The following is a 17,108-nucleotide window of genomic DNA, read 5'->3' on the forward strand; positions in this document are numbered from 1 at the left end:
TTATGTTCTTTTGAGTTTGTGCGTGATGAAATTTAAACAAAAGGCAATGAGAATTAAAACCAAAGCCAAAGCTATACCGCTAGCAAATTCGCCTTTGTTTGTTTCAAGAGAAATAGCTGTGGTTATGGTTCTAGTATCGTATTTGATATTTCCACCTACTATCATCGCTACTCCTACTTCTGCTACAATGCGTCCATAAGCTAGTGCAACGACGCTAATCAAAGCAAAGCGTAATTCATAAATCATCGTTAAAACAAGTTTTAAAGGACTTAGGTGAAAAGATTTTATAAGTAAAAAATGTTTTTTATTCATATTTTCTATCAAATTTGAAAAAAGTGCGATCACTATAGGAAGCGCTAAGATAAACTGCCCTAAAATTAAAGCCTTTATAGTAAAAAGCAATCCAAATTCTCCCAAAGGTCCTCGACTTGAAATCAGTGCATAAAGTATAAGTCCTACTGCAACTGTTGGAAAAGAAAGGCTAGTATCAACTATAAGTTTTATAAAACGCTTCAATTTAAATTCAAAAAAACCTAAGATAAATCCCAAAGGAAAACCTATAAGCAAAGCTAAAACTATAGAAATACTTGAGCTTAAAAGTGTAGTTTTTATAGCTGAAATTACGCTTTCATCAGCATTGAAAAGTAAAAATAAAGCCTGTTTAAAACCATCAAAAATATAATCCAAAAATATCCTTTTTAAAATAAGTAATTTTAGCATAATTATGCTAAAATATTTTTTTATATAAATTTATAAGGAAAAAAAATGAAAAAAATCATTTCTTTAGCCCTTGCTTTAGCTTTAAGTGCAAGTGCAGCAGAACTTAAAATGGCAACTACAACAAGCACTGACAATACAGGACTTTTAGATGCTCTAAAACCTCTTTATGAAAAAGAAAGTGGCAATACCTTAAAATGGGTTGCCGTAGGAACAGGTGCGGCTTTAAAAATGGGTGAAGATTGCAATGCTGATGTGCTTTTTGTGCATTCTCCAAAGGCTGAAAAAGAATTTATGAAAAAAGGCTTTGGTGTAGATAGAACTCCTGTGATGTATAATGATTTTATCATCATCGCAGATAAATCTTTAGCTTCTAAATTTAAAGGTAAAAATTTAAAAGAAAGCTTAGAACTTATCAAAAATGAAAAGCTTACTTTCATCTCAAGAGGCGATAAATCAGGCACTGACAATAAAGAAAAAAGCCTTTGGAAAAATCTTGGCGGTGTTCCTGAAAAGCAAAGCTGGTATCAACAAAGCGGACAAGGTATGTTAGCAAGCATTAAAATCGCTGAAGAAAAAAAAGGTGTGATTTTAACCGATCGTGGTACTTATATCAAATATGAAGCCAATGAAAAAGGCAAACCAAACTTAGTCATTGTAAATGAAGGCGATGATAGTCTTAAAAATTTTTATTCTGTTATAGCGACAAATCCTAAGCATTGTAAAAATGTAAATTATACAGAAGCTAGTAAATTTATCAAATGGGTAACAAGTGATAAGACTTTAAATTTCATTGCTGATTTTAAACTTCTTAATAAACCTTTATTTGTAATTGATGCAAAAACAAGAAAAGACTAAAAATTAAGCAGGTTTTAACCTGCTTAAAATATCATTTTTTACTTATTGTAACTTTTTTATTTATTTTTCAAAACTTTTAGCTTATTTAAAATTCTTCTTTAGATATAATAAAATCAATAATTAAATATACAAGGTCAAATAATGTTCAAAGTGGATTTAAATAGTGATTTAGGGGAAAGTTTTGGCGCCTATAAAATGGGAATGGATGAAGAAATTTTAAAATTTGTAAGTTCAGTAAATGTCGCTTGTGGCTTTCATGCGGGTGATCCTTGTGTGATGGATGAAACCTTAAATTTAGCCAAGCAAAATGGTGTTTGCATAGGAGCACATCCATCTTATCCTGATCTTTTGGGTTTTGGAAGACGCAATATGCAAATAAGCTTTGAAGAGGCTAAAAACTATGCCTTGTATCAACTAGGAGCTTTATTTGGCTTTGCTAAGGCAAAAGGTATGAAAATACAGCATTTTAAAGCCCATGGGGCGCTTTATAATATGGCAGCTATTGATGAAAATTTAGCCTTAGCACTTTGTGAGGCAGTGGCGAGTTTTGATGAAAATATTATTTTTCTAGGGCTTAGTAATTCTGCTATGAATGAAGCAGCTAAGAAAAAGGGTTTAAGATATGCTAATGAAGTTTTTGCAGATCGTGCCTATAATGATGATGGCACTTTAGTTTCAAGAAAATTAGAAGGGGCGTTAATACACGATGAAAATTTAGCTATCAAACGCGTGATAAAAATGATAAAAGAAAGCAAAGTTACAAGCATAAATGGCAAAGAAATTGATTTAAAAGCCGATAGTATTTGTGTTCATGGGGATAATGCAAAAGCTTTAGAATTTGTTAAAAAAATCAAAGAAAATTTAAAAAAAGAGCAAATTCAAATTTGTGCTTTGGAAAATTTTATATAAGTTTTAGCAATGTTTAGTGTGCATTTTAGTGGAAGTAAAGCTTTGCTTTTGCGTTTTGAGCAAGAAATTTCACCTCAAATCAATGCCTATGTTTTAAGCACAGAACAAAGGATACAAAAAGCCCTAAAAGAAGGTGAAATTTATGGGATTGATGAGTTGGTAAGTGCTTATGCAAGCTTGCTTATATATTTTAATCCTTGCGTGCTTTCTTTAAATTCCTTGCTTGATTTTTTGGAAAAAATTAAAAAGGATATTAAACTTGCAGAACAAAACTCAAGTCTTTGTATAGAAGTTCCACTTTGTTATGATGAAGAATTTGGGCTGGATTTAGAATTTGTGTGCAAACACAATCAAATTTCAAAAGAAGAGCTTATATCTCTTCACACTAAACCTTATTATCTTGTTTTTATGCTAGGTTTTATGGCAGGTTTTCCTTATCTTGGAGGTTTAGATGAAAGACTTTTTACCCCACGCCTTTCAAGCCCTAGAGCAAAAATAGAAGCTGGAAGTGTAGGTATAGCCGATAAACAAACAGGAGTTTATCCCATATCAAGTCCAGGGGGTTGGCAAATCATTGCTAGAACACCTTTGGAATTTTTTGATAAAGAAGATGAAAAAAATCCCACTCTTTTAAAAGCGGGTATGTTTTTAAAATTTAAAGCCATTTCAAAAGATGAATTTTTCGATATCCAAGAGCAAGTTGCTAAAAAAGTCTATCAAAAGGAAATTTATGAGTATAAAAATCATTGAAGCATCTATAAATTCAAGTTTGCAAGACTTTGGTAGAAAAAAATTTGCTAAATTTGGCATAGCAAGAAGTGGAGCTATGGATGAAGATGCTTTAAGAATGGCAAATATCTTGCTTGGAAACAAACAAGATGAAGCAGGAATTGAGCTTTGTTTAAAGGGTGGAAAATACGAATTTTTAGATGAGAATTATTTTGTTTTAAGTGGAGCTGAATTTGAGGCAAAGCTTGATAATCAAAAAATCAAAACTTGCAAAGTATATCAAGCAAATAAAGGCGATATTTTAGAACTTGATTTAGCAAAAATAGGTTTTCGTGGGTATTTATGCGTAGCGGGTGGCTTTGAAGTAAAAAGTTTTTTAAACTCTAAATCCAGTGATGCTAAAATGGGAGCTGGAGTTTTTGAAGGAAGAGCTTTGCAAAAAGATGATATTTTAAATACTCATAATACTTTTATACCTTTTAATTTAGAAGCTAGAGAATGTGAAAATCCTCTTTTTAAAAGCCCTAAAGAGCCTATTATACGCGTTATTTTAGGAACAAATGAAGATGCTTTTACCCAAAAAGGCATAGAAACCTTTTTAAATACTACTTATAAAGTAGGTTTAAAAAGCGATAGAATGGCAATTTATGCAGAATCTAGTGAAAGTATAGAGCATAAAAACTCAGCAGATATCATCTCAGATCCTGCGGTTTTTGGAAGTATACAAGTGCCAAAAAGTGGTATTCCTATCATTTTAATGGCAGGAAGACAAAGCACAGGAGGCTATACAAAAATAGCCACGGTTATAGAAAATGATCTAAGCTTACTCGCACAAGCTAAGTTAGGTTCTAGCTTTAAATTTCAAAGCATTAGCATGCAAGAAGCCTTAGAACTTTATAAACAAAGAGAAATGAAATTTAAAGCTATGGATCAAAAAATCAATCTTGATTTTGAAAATTTAATCTAAGCTTTTTTGCCATAAATATTGATAAAATATATAGCACCTATAGCCAAGGCACAACCTAACAAGGTAAGTGCATTTGGCACCTCATCTAGTATAAAATAACTACAAATTAAAGCACTAGCAGGAGTGATTAAAACAAAAGAATTTGCCTTAACGCTTCCTAAAATGTGAATCCCATAATAATAAATACTAGTTCCTATAATAGTTGATAAAAAAGCCACGACAAACATACTGATCCAAAATTTAAATTCAAAATGAAAAATTTCATAACTTTTTACATCAAACAATATCCAAGAAAACATTAAAATAGAAATGAGATTAATATAAAAGTTAATCGCCAAAGGGTGAGCTCCTTTGGCTTTATGATTAAACACTGCCATCAAAGCCCAAATAAAAGAACAAGTTAAAAATAAAATATTAAATTTACCAAATAAATCTTCTAAACTCCCTAAATTTAGCAAACAAAATCCAGATAATAAACCTAAAAATAAGCCTAGAATTTCACTCTTTGTGATCTTGTGAGTTGATTTTTTGTTTTTTTGAAAAAATATCGCTATCATAAATATCAAATAAGAAAAAATAGGAATCATAGTGGTTACTAAAACTCCTCCTTTGCCTGCCAAGCCGTGCTTTATAGCAATAAAAAATACAAAGGCATAAAGCCCATTTAAAACTCCTGCTATCAATACCCATTTTAAGGCAGTTTTTTCGATTTTAAGAGGAATTTTTAAGAAGTTTAAAACAAAAAATGAACCCAATACAACAAAGAAAAAACGCCAAAAGGTAATAATAGAAGTATCCGTATAATTTGCTAAAATCTTAGATGTTGGCCAAGATGAGCCCCATAAAAACATAGCAATAACAAGCAAGATATACAAATACTTTGTTCGAGTCAATGTTACACCTTGAAATTTTTAAGTCAAATTTTTTAAAAAATTTTTTTCAAGTGTAGTTCATACTCGTTTAGATATTTTTCCACTTGAGGATTTTTTACCACATCATTACACATAAAAGTTGGTAAAGCTTTCATACCTATAAATTCATGAGCCTTATGCAAATGCCAATACACCATATCTACACCCTTTCCTTCAAAAAATTCATTTTTATCATTAAAGGCTTCAAGAGGTGCATTCCAAGTGAGAGAAAACATGTATTTTTTACCATGATCTAAACCACCTTTTCCGTAGTTTTTACTAGGATTTTCATGAGTTCTTCCATCATTTTTAAAAAGCACTCCAGCACCCAAACCAAACACTTCATCGATATATTTTTTAACTATCCAAGGCTCCCCCATCCACCAAGCTGGCATTTGATAGATCACAGCATCAGCTTTTATAAATTTTTGTATCTCTTCTTTAGGATCATATCCTTGATCTATGTGAGTTTGATCTACCTCGTATCCTAGTGTTTTTAAAATTTCTAAAGCATGATTATGCAATGTCAAATTAAGTTGTCCTTTTGAATTTCCAAATTCTTTAGCACCATTAAGCAAGAGTATATTTTTCATTTTTATCCTTTTTTAAATTTTATGATACAATTATAACTTAGCATAATATCATTTTCAATACAGAAAATAAAGTAATATACTATACTAAAGGAATGTTAAATGACTAAAGAGAATTCTCCGTGCAATTTCGAAGAATGTGGATTTAACTATACTCTAGCATTAATTAATGGAAAATATAAAATGAGTATTTTATACTGCTTATTTCGCTATGAAATCGTGCGTTATAATGAACTCAAACGCTTTTTAAGCTCCATATCTTTTAAAACTTTAACCAATACCTTAAGAGAACTAGAAAACGATGGTTTAATTATCAGAAAAGAATACGCTCAAATTCCACCCAAGGTAGAATATAGCTTATCCAAACGTGGACAAAGTTTAATTCCCATTTTACAAGCTATGAGCAAATGGGGCAAGAAAGACAAAAAAGGGAAAAAATGCTTGAATTAATTGGCGAACTTTCTTTGCAAAATTATATGGGAGAATGGCTTGAAATAGCTAGAAAACCGGCCTTTTTTCAAAAATCTTGCCTAAATTCAAAGGCAAAATACGAGCTTAAATACAAAAATGGCATTCCTTATGTAGAAATTGAGAATTTTTGCAGTAAAAAAAATGAAATTTCAAGTATAAAGGGTAAGGCAAAAATCGTTTCAAATAGGCAATTAGCAGTGAGATTTAACATCTTTATGAACCTTTTTAATAAAGTAAATTATGAAATCATTTTTGTTGATAGCGAGTATAAAGTTGCCATTGTGGGTAGTCCTGATAAAAAATATCTTTGGATTTTAGCAAGAAATATAATAGATGAAAAAAATATAAAAGAGCTTTTAAACATCGCTAAGCAAAGGGGATTTGACATTAGCGATGTGGTTTTTGATAAGTATTAAATTATTCTTTTGTCATATCAATGACATAGCGAAATTTAGCCTTTCCTGAGGTTAGATTTTCATAAGCTTTATCGATTTCTTGTGGGGTAATAAGCTCGGTTTCTGGATAAATTCCGTGTTTTAAAGAAAAATCAAGCATTTCTTGAGTTTCAGCAATACCACCAATTAACGAGCCATAAACCTTTTTACCTGCCTTATGTACAAAGGTTATCACGCTGATACTTGGAGCAACTTCGTGAGGTGGCAAACCCACTATCGCCATTTCACCGCCAAATTTAAGCAAATCCAAATAAATAGCAGGATTATAAGGCGTTGGAATGGTTGAGATGATTAAATCAAAACGTTCTTTTACAGCGTTTTTATCGCAGCTTGTGTAAAATGAGCTTACACCCATAGCCAAAGCATCGGCTTTTTTGTTTTCATTTCTAGCAAAAACGCTAACCTTTGCACCCATTTTCACAGCATATTTAACCGCCATCATACCAAGTCCGCCAAATCCCGCTACTGCTACGCTTGAGCCTTCTTTGATATTTGAAAATTTAAGCGGAGAATAAGTGGTAATTCCTGCACAAAGCAAAGGCGCGACTTTTTCCATCGGTGCATCTTTTGGCACACAAACGGCAAATTTTTCACTTACAACTATGTTGTTTGAGTAGCCCCCATAAGTGTTTTCATTGCCATGAAATACATCACAACTATTGTAAGTAAAGATGGTTTTGCCATTTTCGCAAAACTGCTCTTGTGAGCGTTTGCAAGCATCGCACTCACCGCATGAATTTACCATACAACCAACCCCTGCGTAATCTCCTACTTTAAATTTACTCACATTTTTACCCACAGCGATAACTTCTCCTGCTATCTCATGCCCAGGCACGCAAGGATAAGTAGCTTCTCCCCACTCGCTTCTTGCGGTGTGAATATCGCTATGACAAATGCCTGCATATAGGATTTTAATCAAAATATCATTATCGCCAATAGCATGGCGGCTAAATTCAAAGGGTGTAAATTTCGCATCCTTGCTAAGCATTGCATAGCCTTTACTTGCGATGCGATTGTTTTCTAAAATTTTGTATTGCATTTTTGCTCCTTTTTTGATTTTTTATAATTATAAAACATTAGAGTAGCTATAAGTCAAGAGTGAAAATAATTTTTTAAAAATTAGTATAAATACTGGATACTAGTGAAATTGTATAAAATTAAGCAAATTTTATAACAAAGACATAGTTGCAACGACAAATCAAGCTATCTATAATAAAGATAAAAGAAAATAATACAAACAAATTTAATTTCAGTATCGCTTAAATTCTACTCGTTAGCTAATTCCTTAGCCAAAATTTCAGCTTGAGCTAAAACTCCATCAATTGCAAGTTGTTGCATATCAGGTGGATAACCATACTTATTTAACACTCTTTTTACAGCTACTCTTAATCTTGCTCTTACATTTTCTTTTATCATCCAGTCTATACTTACATTGTTTTTGATAATTTGCAGTATTTCACTAACGAGTGCTAATAGTTTTTCATTGCCTAAAATCTTTTCATACTCATCATTACAAGCAAGTGCTGAGTAAAAGGCGTATTCATAGTCTTTTAAACCTAACTTCTTAGCCTCATCTTCCATACTTACTATGCTTTTACTCATATTTATTAGCTCATCTAGTGCCTCGCTTGATGAGATTAGCTTATTGTTATATTTTTTGATAGCATCACTAAGCATTTGTGCTAATTTTTTAGCCTTTGTTAGGCTTAGCTTTTCTCTTGCTTTTATCTCATCATTTAGTATCTTTTTTAGCATTTCAAAGGCTAAATTTTTACGCTTCATATTCTTTACTTCTAGTAAAAACTCATCAGAAAGTATAGATATATCAGGCTTTTTTATACCACTAGCATCAAAAATATCCACCACTTTAGATGATACAATAGCTTTATCTACTACTTGCTTTATCAAAGCTTGATTAAGCAAATTTTCATTCTCATTTTCTTTAGCAAACTTTAAAAACCTAGCCTTTATCGCATACATAAAAGCGATTTTATTCTTTATGCTCAAAGCTTTTTCGTGTGGCATAGCTATCGTGTAGGCTTTATCAAGTGCTGCAAATTCTTTTATAAATCTGTTCTTACCATCTTCATTTGATAATATATGCTCTTCTACATCAAGTATATATTCAAGTTTAGCCCCCGTATCAAGTTCAAAGTATTTTTCATAGTCATTTGGCAGCATTTGTTCTACGATTTCAAGCTTTTCTATCATCACTTTTACAGCGTCTTCTTGAGTAGTGATTATATCGCCCTTGCCACCACTTTCACTATAAAATGATAAAGCTTTTTTCAAATCACTTGCAATCCCAAGATAATCCACCACAAGCCCACTAGGTTTATCCTTATAAACCCTATTTACTCTAGCTATAGCTTGCATTAGATTATGCCCTTTCATAGGCTTATCTATATAAAGAGTATGAAGCGATGGCACATCAAAGCCAGTTAGCCACATATCCACCACTATAACTAGTTTTAATTCATCGTCTATATTTCTCATACGATTTGCCAAAAACTGCTTTTGAATCTTACTTGTATGATGTTTACTAAACTCTACCCCATCGCTAGAGCTTGAAGTCATCACTACTTTTATAGCCCCGCTACTTAGCTCATCGCTATGCCAACTTGGTCTTATTTTTATGATTTCATCATATAGTTTTATAGCTACGCTTCGGCTTATACTTACTATCATACCTTTTCCGCCGAGCTTACTAGACCTTGTTTCAAAGTGTTTTACTATATCTTTAGCGATTTGTTTTAGTCTGCTTGTGCTACCTACTAAAGCTTCTAGCTTAGTAGCTTTTGCTTTTTGGCTATCTTGGTTTTCAAGCTTTTCATCTAATTCATTTACAAGCCTTTTTCCTTCTTCGCTTAGCTCTATTTTGGCAAGTCTGCTTTCATAATATATACTCACAGTAGCACCATCTTCAACAGCTCTTGATATATCATATATATCTATGTAGTTTCCAAAAACTGCAGGGGTGTTTATATCATGGCTTTCAATTGGCGTTCCTGTAAATCCTATATAAGTAGCATTTGGCAAAGCATCACGCAGATATTTTGCGAAACCATAAACTATCTTTTGCCCTAGCACATCGCCACTTTTTGACTTTTCTTCTACTACTTTTGCATCAAAGCCGTATTGGGTTCTGTGTGCTTCATCTGCAATTACGATGATATTATCTCTAAGCGATAAGCACTCAAATACATTATCATTTTCTGGACTAAATTTTTGAATAGTAGTAAATACCACTCCACCACTAGCTACCCTTAAAAGCTCTTTTAAATGCTCTTTATCGTTTGCTTGTTTTGGCTCTTGTCTTAAAAGGTTCGCACAACTTGCAAAAGTACCAAAAAGCTGATCATCTAGATCATTTCTATCCGTGATAAGCAAAATCGTAGGATTATTTAAAGCCTTTATCGCTTTAGCACTATAAAACACCATAGACAAAGACTTCCCACTACCTTGCGTATGCCACACCACGCCACCTTTTTTATCTCCGTCTTTGCTACTTGCTGTGATTGTTCTACTAATGGCTTTATTTACTGCGTAGTATTGATGATAGCAAGCGATTTTTTTGGTAGTTTTTATACTTAAAATACCATTTAAATCTCTTATTTGCTCTTTTTCAAAAACTATGAAATTGCAAATGATATCTAGCAAGGTTTTTGGATTTAGCATACCATCTATTAAGGTTTTAATTTCTAAAGACTTGTTTGGAGCGTAGTTTATCCCATCGCTACTTTTCCACGCCATAAACCTTGAAAAATCAGCCGAAATACTCCCCGCCCTAGCAAAATACCCATCGCTTATCACACAAAAAGCATTATATGTAAAAATACTTGGGATTGTTTGTTTATAAGTGTTTATTTGATTATAAGCTGAGTTTATCGTGGCGTTTTCATCGCTTGGGCTTTTTAGCTCCATTAAAACAAGCGGAATTCCATTTATATATAGCACTACATCGGGGATTTTGTTTTCTTTAGCTTCTGTGATGCTTAGCTGGTTTGTTGCTATAAATTCATTGTTGCTTGCATTATTAAAATCAATTAGATTTATGATATCAGCTCTGCTTTCGCCGTCTTTTGTAGTGTTTATATTTACCCCATTTACAAGCTTATAATGAAAGTTTTCATTGCTATCTAAAAGGCTAAGATGATTTTTGCTTTTTAGCTCCTTATAAATTTCATTAGCTTTTGATAAATCAAGCTGTGGATTTAGCCTACAAAGTGCATTTACAAGGCTAGTTTCTAGCAAAACTTCATCAGTGGCTCTTACAGGCTTTTCATAGCACCACCCATGCTCAAGTAGTGATGATATAACAAACTGCTCTAAATCAAACTCACTAGTCTTCGCCTTGCTCATTTTTAGTTATCCTTTTTTATCAAATCTACTTTGTTAAAGCTATCAATAAGTTCATTCATAAAATCAACATGATAATCTTCTAAATCATTTTTTGTATATTTTTCACGAGCCCTAAATGCGTTTTGGCAAATTTCTTTTTTTCTTGATTCAGTGTTTAATATAAATCTTTCTTTCTCTTCATTTCTATCAGCAATACATTTTTCTAAATAATCCAAAATTGACATATTTTTAAATGCTAGTTTTTTTCTATCACTTATCTGAGAGTTTGTTATCGTATTGTATTGTTTATACTTAAGTATAATATTAACTGCATCTACTATTATTTTTATAGGCATGAAATCTTCAATCTCCCAAATATCTCTATTATTTTCTTGTATCGATTCTCCATATCTTTTTAATTTTTTTGCATCTAGCTTTATGTTTGGATATAAATTATCTTTTGATATTTTATTGTATTGTTTTCTACCTTCTTCATCGTTATCAAAAATACATATAAAATATGGTTTAAAAGAAGTATAACTGCACTGATTATTAAAATATTCTAAAAAACCTGCTATTTTAGTTGCACCACCAGAATGTATTATATTTGGCATAGATAAATTTAAAATTTCTATTAGCATTTGCAAATATTTCTTATCTTCTTCTCCTTCAACTAAAATATTATAAGGCATAATATCCCAATTATCATTGGTTTCTATACCTAAATGTTTTTTAATAACAGATAACTTTTCAAACGCAGTGCCTATATAAATCGGTTTTGTGTTAATTTCTTGAAATACTCTACCTTTTTTTCTAGCATAAATCTTTTCTTCTTTTGTCAATTTAAACAAATGAGTATTGACTAAATTATTAAAATCTACAAAGTATTGAGAATGTGTTGTCATAATTATAGGCTGCTTTTTCTCTCTTACAATATTTTTAAATATTTCCATAATCTTTTTTTGTAATTTTGGCTGCAAAAATGCTTCTGGTTCATCAATTGCCCATATTATATCTGTTGTAATTTTATCTGTAATATATTGCATTAAAGATAAAAGTACTATTCTTTGAGCACCACTCCCTTTATGATCCATTAAGTGGTCATTTCCATCGTCTAAAGTAACAGATGTCATAGTTTTTACAACATCTCTTAATTTTTCAAATTCGGCAAATCTAATTTTTATTTCCTTGTCTTTTAAGGTGTTATCAAAATCTAACATTTGTTTTAAATATATATTAATATCCTTTTCTATATCTTCTATAGCTTTCTTTGATTGTTCTATGAATAATTTCAATGTTCTTAAAGGCTCACTTTGCTTTTTTCGTTTATTATCTAAGGCTAACAAAGCATCGTTTTCTAAAATAGCAGAAATTACGCTAGGCATATTCACATTACTTGCTTCTATAAATAAAAGTTTAAAACTTTCTACAATATCTCTAGCAACTTTCCATTCAACCATCTTTCCATTTAATATATACACAATCTTATCTTTATGAAATTCAACTTTTAAAATATGTGTGACATTATTTTTTGTAAAATAGCCTATTAATTCTGTTTTTCTACCACCAGTTGATCCCTTTTGAATATGATATGGTCTATCTTCATTTTGATTATACTCCACACCATTATTATGATTAAAAAATAAATTTAAGGCTCTCAAAAAATTAGTCTTTCCAATATTATTTTCACCGCAAATTGTATTTATATTATTATTGTCTATATTTAAAGTAATATCCAATAAAGAACGAAAGTTTTTAACCTGAAATTTTACAAACTTATATTTATTCACACATTCTCCTTTAGTTAGTTATTTTTATTTCTCCATTTAGGAGTTTTGGGATAAGTATATCACGCATATTTTCTAGGGTTTGAATTTCTCCTAGATTAAATATAATTTTTTCAAAAAAATCATTTAATTGTTTAGAATAACTCACAATCTCTTCACTCGTAAGCTTAACAAATGGACAATTTTCAATATCTGTCGCACTTATATTTTCTTGAGCACTGCCAGTAGCTGAATTGATAACATAGTCATAACCAAATTCAGAAGTTAAATGTATATATGCTAAAAACCTAGCTCCTAAAAACCTTTCTTTTACCATTCCTACTCGCTGATTTAACCATAATTTTTTATTTGTACTTGGAACGATACCCATTTTACCTATCTCAGCACCAGTCATTGCAAATAAAATATCTCCAGAATTTATATTAAATTTGTTATTAACTTCATTTATAGTATTTTGGCTTATCTTATCAGTATTTACAATATCTACAATTCCATTTGAAATATTTTTTATCTTTATTACTCCATTGTTACCATAATCTATAAAATCTTTACTCTTAAAAGCAAAACCATTTTGCATAGATATAAAATCACTAATAGTGCTATTAAATTCTCTATCTTTAAACCAATTTAAAAAAAGAGTTTGGGCGAGTTCTTCTAGGGTTTTGTTTTGCTCGTGTAGTAGTTCTATCTTGTCATCAATACTACTTAAGATAGTAGCAATTTGCCTTTGCTCTTCTAATAGCGGTAATAAAATTTCTATTGTTTGTAAATCATTTTTATTTACCGAGCCAAAAACACTACCAGACTCATTATTTATAATAACACTTCTTAAGTTGTGTAATAAGTAATATAAAAATTCATTTTCACCATTTTTTGCATTCATGGAGCATAAGCCCCTACCGATACAAATATCATTGTTTGCGAAATTAATATCTCCGACAGGAGCTCTCACACTAAATAAAATCTCACCCTTTTTAGCTATTTTTTTATATTCAGTGCAATATGTATCAAAATAAGGATATTTCCTACCAAAAGTCCTATTGCCTTGTAAAAATGGCATACCTATATTATCAAAATTATAAAATTCTGATTTTGGAGATTGCCCCATTGTTATCTCTGCAATATCCCCAAGCTTACATTTTTTCCAATTATTCATATCTTAATCCCTTGGAATTTATTTGCGTAAAAAATCCAAAAAATACACGAAATAAATTCGAGAATTTAAATTCGGAATTTCCTTTGTTTAAGCTTGGTTTAAAAGATAATGACGAAAGCATGACAGAAGAAAAAACGCTAAAAGCTCGTATTTTAAAGCTATGTGATATATAATTTAAGCTATTTTTAAATAATTTTGACGAAAGCATGACATAAAACCTAAACAAAAAATGGAACATATTTAACATGTTTTGTAGATTTATTTTCTGGATCTTGCTGCTTAATCAAACCTGCCTCTAAAGTATCGCTAATTATTTTTGAAGCTTTTGAATGTTGCTTATCACCTATTTTAAATCTAGCTCTTAAGCTAGCATTTGTCATGGCTTCTCTTGAAGCCCATTTTAAACAACAATGTTGATATGTAGCTCTTATTCTATCTTGTTTGGTCATATCTTCTAAGGGCATATGAGAAAATAAAATTGCCTGAAAATAATCTTCATTATTTATAAAATCTGGTGCTGGCAATTGATAAGCTTCAACGCTATCTATAACCTTATCCACACCAGAACCCCTTTCTTCACATATACCCATTATTCTCATTAAATTAGCCAACTTATCATTCCGTGACTTTGATGGCATGTCTATTAATCGTTTAATATCTATAAGAGATTTTCCATTGTTTGTTATTTCTATTCTATCGCTATACATTTCAATCATTGGATTTCTACCATTTATTGTAAAATCTTGATGAATTATCGCATTAGCTACAAGTTCCCTTATTGCGATTTCTGGATATAAAGTAGTATCTTTTCTTATCGCATTCTCTATCACTTCATTTTTAGGAACATACTGCATTATATATGAAATCAATCCTTGAAAACCAATAGCATATCCTTTTCTACCTTCTAATTCTTCTAATGTATGAATTTTGTTTTTACCTTGATACCTTATAAATCTAATTCTTTTTCTATTTAAGCCTTTAAATTTTGTTAAATCTTTTGCAAACAAGATAGCACCTAAATTAGTAATAGCAAAAGAATCATTCAAATTTTTAACTAAACCATGCTCAATTAATTTTTCAATAATATATTCATCTGAAGAATAATTATCGTAAGATATATCTAACATATCAAAACACTTACTGTAATCCAATAAATCATATATATCTTGAATATTTAAATTTGATTTAGCTATTTCATTTTCAAAAGAAAAGCCTGAAAGAACTTGCCATAATTTTTTCTCTTTTTCTGGATATTTATCCAATTCTTTTCTATTACTGCCTATCCTTATATAAGCTTTTTCTTCAAATTTTATTGGTGAAATCTTAGTTGCCTCAATTTCAAATACCACCAACCTGATTTCTTTTTCCGTTATTTCATGAATTTTAAATTCTATATTAGGTTTTAAAACTTTATGCAACCAACTTTCAAGCTCTTCATTTCCCTTTTTTTCTTGTTTTGGTTTAAAATTTGTACCGACAATATTAAGCGTACCATCTTCAATGCCAAAAATTATATATGCTTTATCTATACCCAGTAAAGCAGCTGTATTTGACAAAGCAGAAATATTTTTTCCTAATACAATAAAATCTTTATTATTTTTCTTATATTCAACCACTTCATTCTCAAATTGGTTTGCTTCTAACAATCTTAGTACAAATTTAAAATCCATAACCGTCCTTATCATTTAATCTTCTCTAAGTTTTTTAAGATAATTTCACTTAGCTCTTGCTCAGTTTTGATTTGGGATTTTAACTTTGCTAAAAGCTCGTTAAATCTAGTATCAAAATCAAACTCATCATCACTATCAGCAAGCCCCACATAACGCCCTGGGGTAAGCACATAAGAAAGCTCTCTTATCTCATCTATGCTAACACTTTTACAAAAGCCTTTTATGTCTTCATAATCAGTGCCGTTTTTCCATGCTTTATAAATATTTGCGATTTGGTTTATATCGTCTTTGTTTAGGGTTTTGTTGCGTCTATTTATCCTAGTTCCTAAATCTCTTGCATCTATAAAAAGCGTTTTTTTGACTGTCTTTGGTAGCTTTTGGCGTCTTATAAACCAAAGTGATGCAGGAATACCTGTATTTAAAAACAGCTTTGCGGGTAGATTTACTATACAATCTATCAAATCATCTTCAATAAGTGCTTTTCTAATGGCTGCTTCATTTGTGGTGTTGCTTGTAAGTGCGCCTTTAGCTAGGACAAATCCCGCTACACCGCCGTTTGGTGATAGATGATATAAAAAGTGCTGTATCCAAGCGTAGTTGGCGTTGCTTGCTGGTGGGACGCCGTATTTCCATCTGCCATCGTTTTCTAACAGTTCGCCGCTCCAGTCCGAGTCGTTAAATGGTGGATTGGCTATAATAAAATCGGCTTTTAAGTCTTTATGAGCGTCGTTTAAAAATGAGCCTTCGTTGTTCCATATCACTTGTGAGCTTTCGATTTTTCTTATGGCTAGGTTCATTTTGGCGAGTTTGTAGGTAGTCTGATTTGACTCTTGACCATAGATTGAGATGTCATCTAGTCTGCCTTGGTGAGATTTTACAAACTCTTCGCTTTGAACAAACATACCGCCACTTCCACAGCAAGGATCAAACACTCTGCCTTTATATGGCTCAAGCATAGTTACTAGGAGCTCTACGACGCATTTTGGAGTGTAGAATTGTCCGCCTTGTTTGCCTTCAGCTAGGGCAAATTCACCTAAAAAATACTCAAATACATGACCTAAAACATCGGTGCTTTTACCAGTGTCAAAGGCGATATTTCCTATAAGATCTATAAGTTCGCCTAGGCATTTACTATCTAAGTTATCTTTGGCATAGACTTTTGGCAAAACTCCTTTTAGAGTATCGTTGTGTTTTTCTATCTCGTCCATTGCTTCATCTAGCATTTTGCCTATTTTGGGATTTTTGGCGTTATCTCTTATGTAGTTGTAGCGAGATTTTTCTGGAACGAAGAAGATATTGTCAGCTAGGTATTCATCTGCATCTTCTGGGTCGGCTCCATCATCTTGTTCTTTTAATAACTCTTCGTATTTTTGCATAAAGCTATCGCTAATGTAGCGTAAAAATATAAGTCCTAAAACTATGTGTTTATACTCTGCTGCGTCGATATTTTTGCGTAATTTATCAGCACTTTTCCATAACGCATCTTCTAGTTTTATTTCTTTTTTCTTTGCCATTTTTATCCTTAAATAATTTTATTAAGTATAACA

The 17,108-nt window shown here is 31.4% G+C and carries 15 protein-coding genes; 6 read left to right on the forward strand and 9 right to left on the reverse strand.

Annotated features, from left to right (window positions below; all coding sequences use genetic code 11):
- Entirely contained in the window at positions 1-687 is a 687-nt protein-coding gene (gene tupB / locus FBF02_RS07495) for a tungstate ABC transporter permease TupB (RefSeq protein WP_002851481.1), read from the reverse strand.
- 78 nt (positions 688-765) lie between these two features.
- Between tupB and tupA the strand changes: the two genes are divergently transcribed.
- The 4 genes from tupA (at position 766) to FBF02_RS07515 (ending at position 4,180) form a co-directional block, all read left to right on the forward strand.
- Positions 766-1,575, forward strand: coding sequence for a tungstate ABC transporter substrate-binding protein TupA (tupA, locus tag FBF02_RS07500; RefSeq protein ID WP_002851335.1), 810 nt, complete (start codon positions 766-768; stop codon positions 1,573-1,575).
- Positions 1,576-1,716: 141 nt separating this feature from the next.
- Positions 1,717-2,484, forward strand: coding sequence for a LamB/YcsF family protein (locus FBF02_RS07505; RefSeq protein WP_002851457.1), 768 nt, complete (start codon positions 1,717-1,719; stop codon positions 2,482-2,484).
- A 9-nt stretch (positions 2,485-2,493) separates the two neighbouring features.
- Positions 2,494-3,234, forward strand: a complete 741-nt coding sequence (pxpB, locus tag FBF02_RS07510) for a 5-oxoprolinase subunit PxpB (RefSeq protein ID WP_002851148.1) — start codon at positions 2,494-2,496, stop codon at positions 3,232-3,234.
- Positions 3,215-4,180 carry a biotin-dependent carboxyltransferase family protein gene (locus FBF02_RS07515; protein WP_002858255.1) on the forward strand — a complete coding sequence of 322 codons (966 nt, stop codon included), beginning with the start codon at positions 3,215-3,217 and terminating at the stop codon, positions 4,178-4,180. Before pxpB ends, FBF02_RS07515 begins: the two co-directional genes overlap by 20 nt.
- Here the strand turns inward: FBF02_RS07515 and FBF02_RS07520 are convergent.
- Both FBF02_RS07520 and FBF02_RS07525 read right to left on the reverse strand, forming a co-directional pair.
- Positions 4,177-5,073: a DMT family transporter gene (locus FBF02_RS07520; RefSeq protein WP_002869215.1), complete on the reverse strand. Its 897-nt coding sequence runs from the start codon at positions 5,071-5,073 to the stop codon at positions 4,177-4,179. The genes FBF02_RS07515 and FBF02_RS07520 overlap by 4 nt on opposite strands.
- A 32-nt stretch (positions 5,074-5,105) precedes the next feature.
- Entirely contained in the window at positions 5,106-5,684 is a 579-nt protein-coding gene (locus FBF02_RS07525; protein ID WP_002851227.1) for an NAD(P)H-dependent oxidoreductase, read from the reverse strand.
- Between the two features lie 99 nt (positions 5,685-5,783).
- Here FBF02_RS07525 and FBF02_RS07530 point away from each other — a divergent pair, with 99 nt between their 5' ends.
- Together FBF02_RS07530 and FBF02_RS07535 are read left to right on the forward strand one after the other, a co-directional pair.
- A complete protein-coding gene (locus tag FBF02_RS07530) occupies positions 5,784-6,131 on the forward strand; it encodes a helix-turn-helix domain-containing protein (RefSeq protein ID WP_002855295.1) in 348 nt (115 codons plus the stop codon).
- Positions 6,119-6,568 carry a lipocalin family protein gene (locus FBF02_RS07535; RefSeq protein ID WP_002851461.1) on the forward strand — a complete coding sequence of 150 codons (450 nt, stop codon included), beginning with the start codon at positions 6,119-6,121 and terminating at the stop codon, positions 6,566-6,568. Before FBF02_RS07530 ends, FBF02_RS07535 begins: the two co-directional genes overlap by 13 nt.
- 1 nt (position 6,569) lies before the next feature.
- On the opposite strand, the gene FBF02_RS07540 is transcribed toward FBF02_RS07535, so the two are convergent.
- From FBF02_RS07540 to FBF02_RS07565, 6 genes are all read right to left on the reverse strand, one after another.
- Positions 6,570-7,646, reverse strand: coding sequence for an alcohol dehydrogenase catalytic domain-containing protein (locus FBF02_RS07540; RefSeq protein ID WP_002851455.1), 1,077 nt, complete (start codon positions 7,644-7,646; stop codon positions 6,570-6,572).
- A 227-nt stretch (positions 7,647-7,873) separates the two neighbouring features.
- Positions 7,874-10,969, reverse strand: coding sequence for a type I restriction endonuclease subunit R (locus FBF02_RS07545; protein ID WP_002858356.1), 3,096 nt, complete (start codon positions 10,967-10,969; stop codon positions 7,874-7,876).
- 2 nt (positions 10,970-10,971) lie between these two features.
- Positions 10,972-12,738: an ATP-binding protein gene (locus tag FBF02_RS07550; RefSeq protein WP_002851428.1), complete on the reverse strand. Its 1,767-nt coding sequence runs from the start codon at positions 12,736-12,738 to the stop codon at positions 10,972-10,974.
- A gap of 10 nt (positions 12,739-12,748) precedes the next feature.
- Complete coding sequence (locus tag FBF02_RS07555; protein WP_002851154.1) at positions 12,749-13,891, reverse strand: restriction endonuclease subunit S; 1,143 nt, start codon at positions 13,889-13,891, stop codon at positions 12,749-12,751.
- A 218-nt stretch (positions 13,892-14,109) separates the two neighbouring features.
- A complete protein-coding gene (locus FBF02_RS07560; protein ID WP_010891943.1) occupies positions 14,110-15,576 on the reverse strand; it encodes a helix-turn-helix domain-containing protein in 1,467 nt (488 codons plus the stop codon).
- On the reverse strand, positions 15,573-17,075 hold the full coding sequence (locus FBF02_RS07565) for a class I SAM-dependent DNA methyltransferase (RefSeq protein WP_002851467.1): 1,503 nt from the start codon (positions 17,073-17,075) through the stop codon (positions 15,573-15,575). Before FBF02_RS07565 ends, FBF02_RS07560 begins: the two co-directional genes overlap by 4 nt.
- Between the last annotated feature and the right edge of the window lie 33 nt (positions 17,076-17,108).

The organism is Campylobacter sp. CFSAN093226 (genome assembly GCF_012897595.1).
GTDB lineage: Bacteria > Campylobacterota > Campylobacteria > Campylobacterales > Campylobacteraceae > Campylobacter_D > Campylobacter_D jejuni.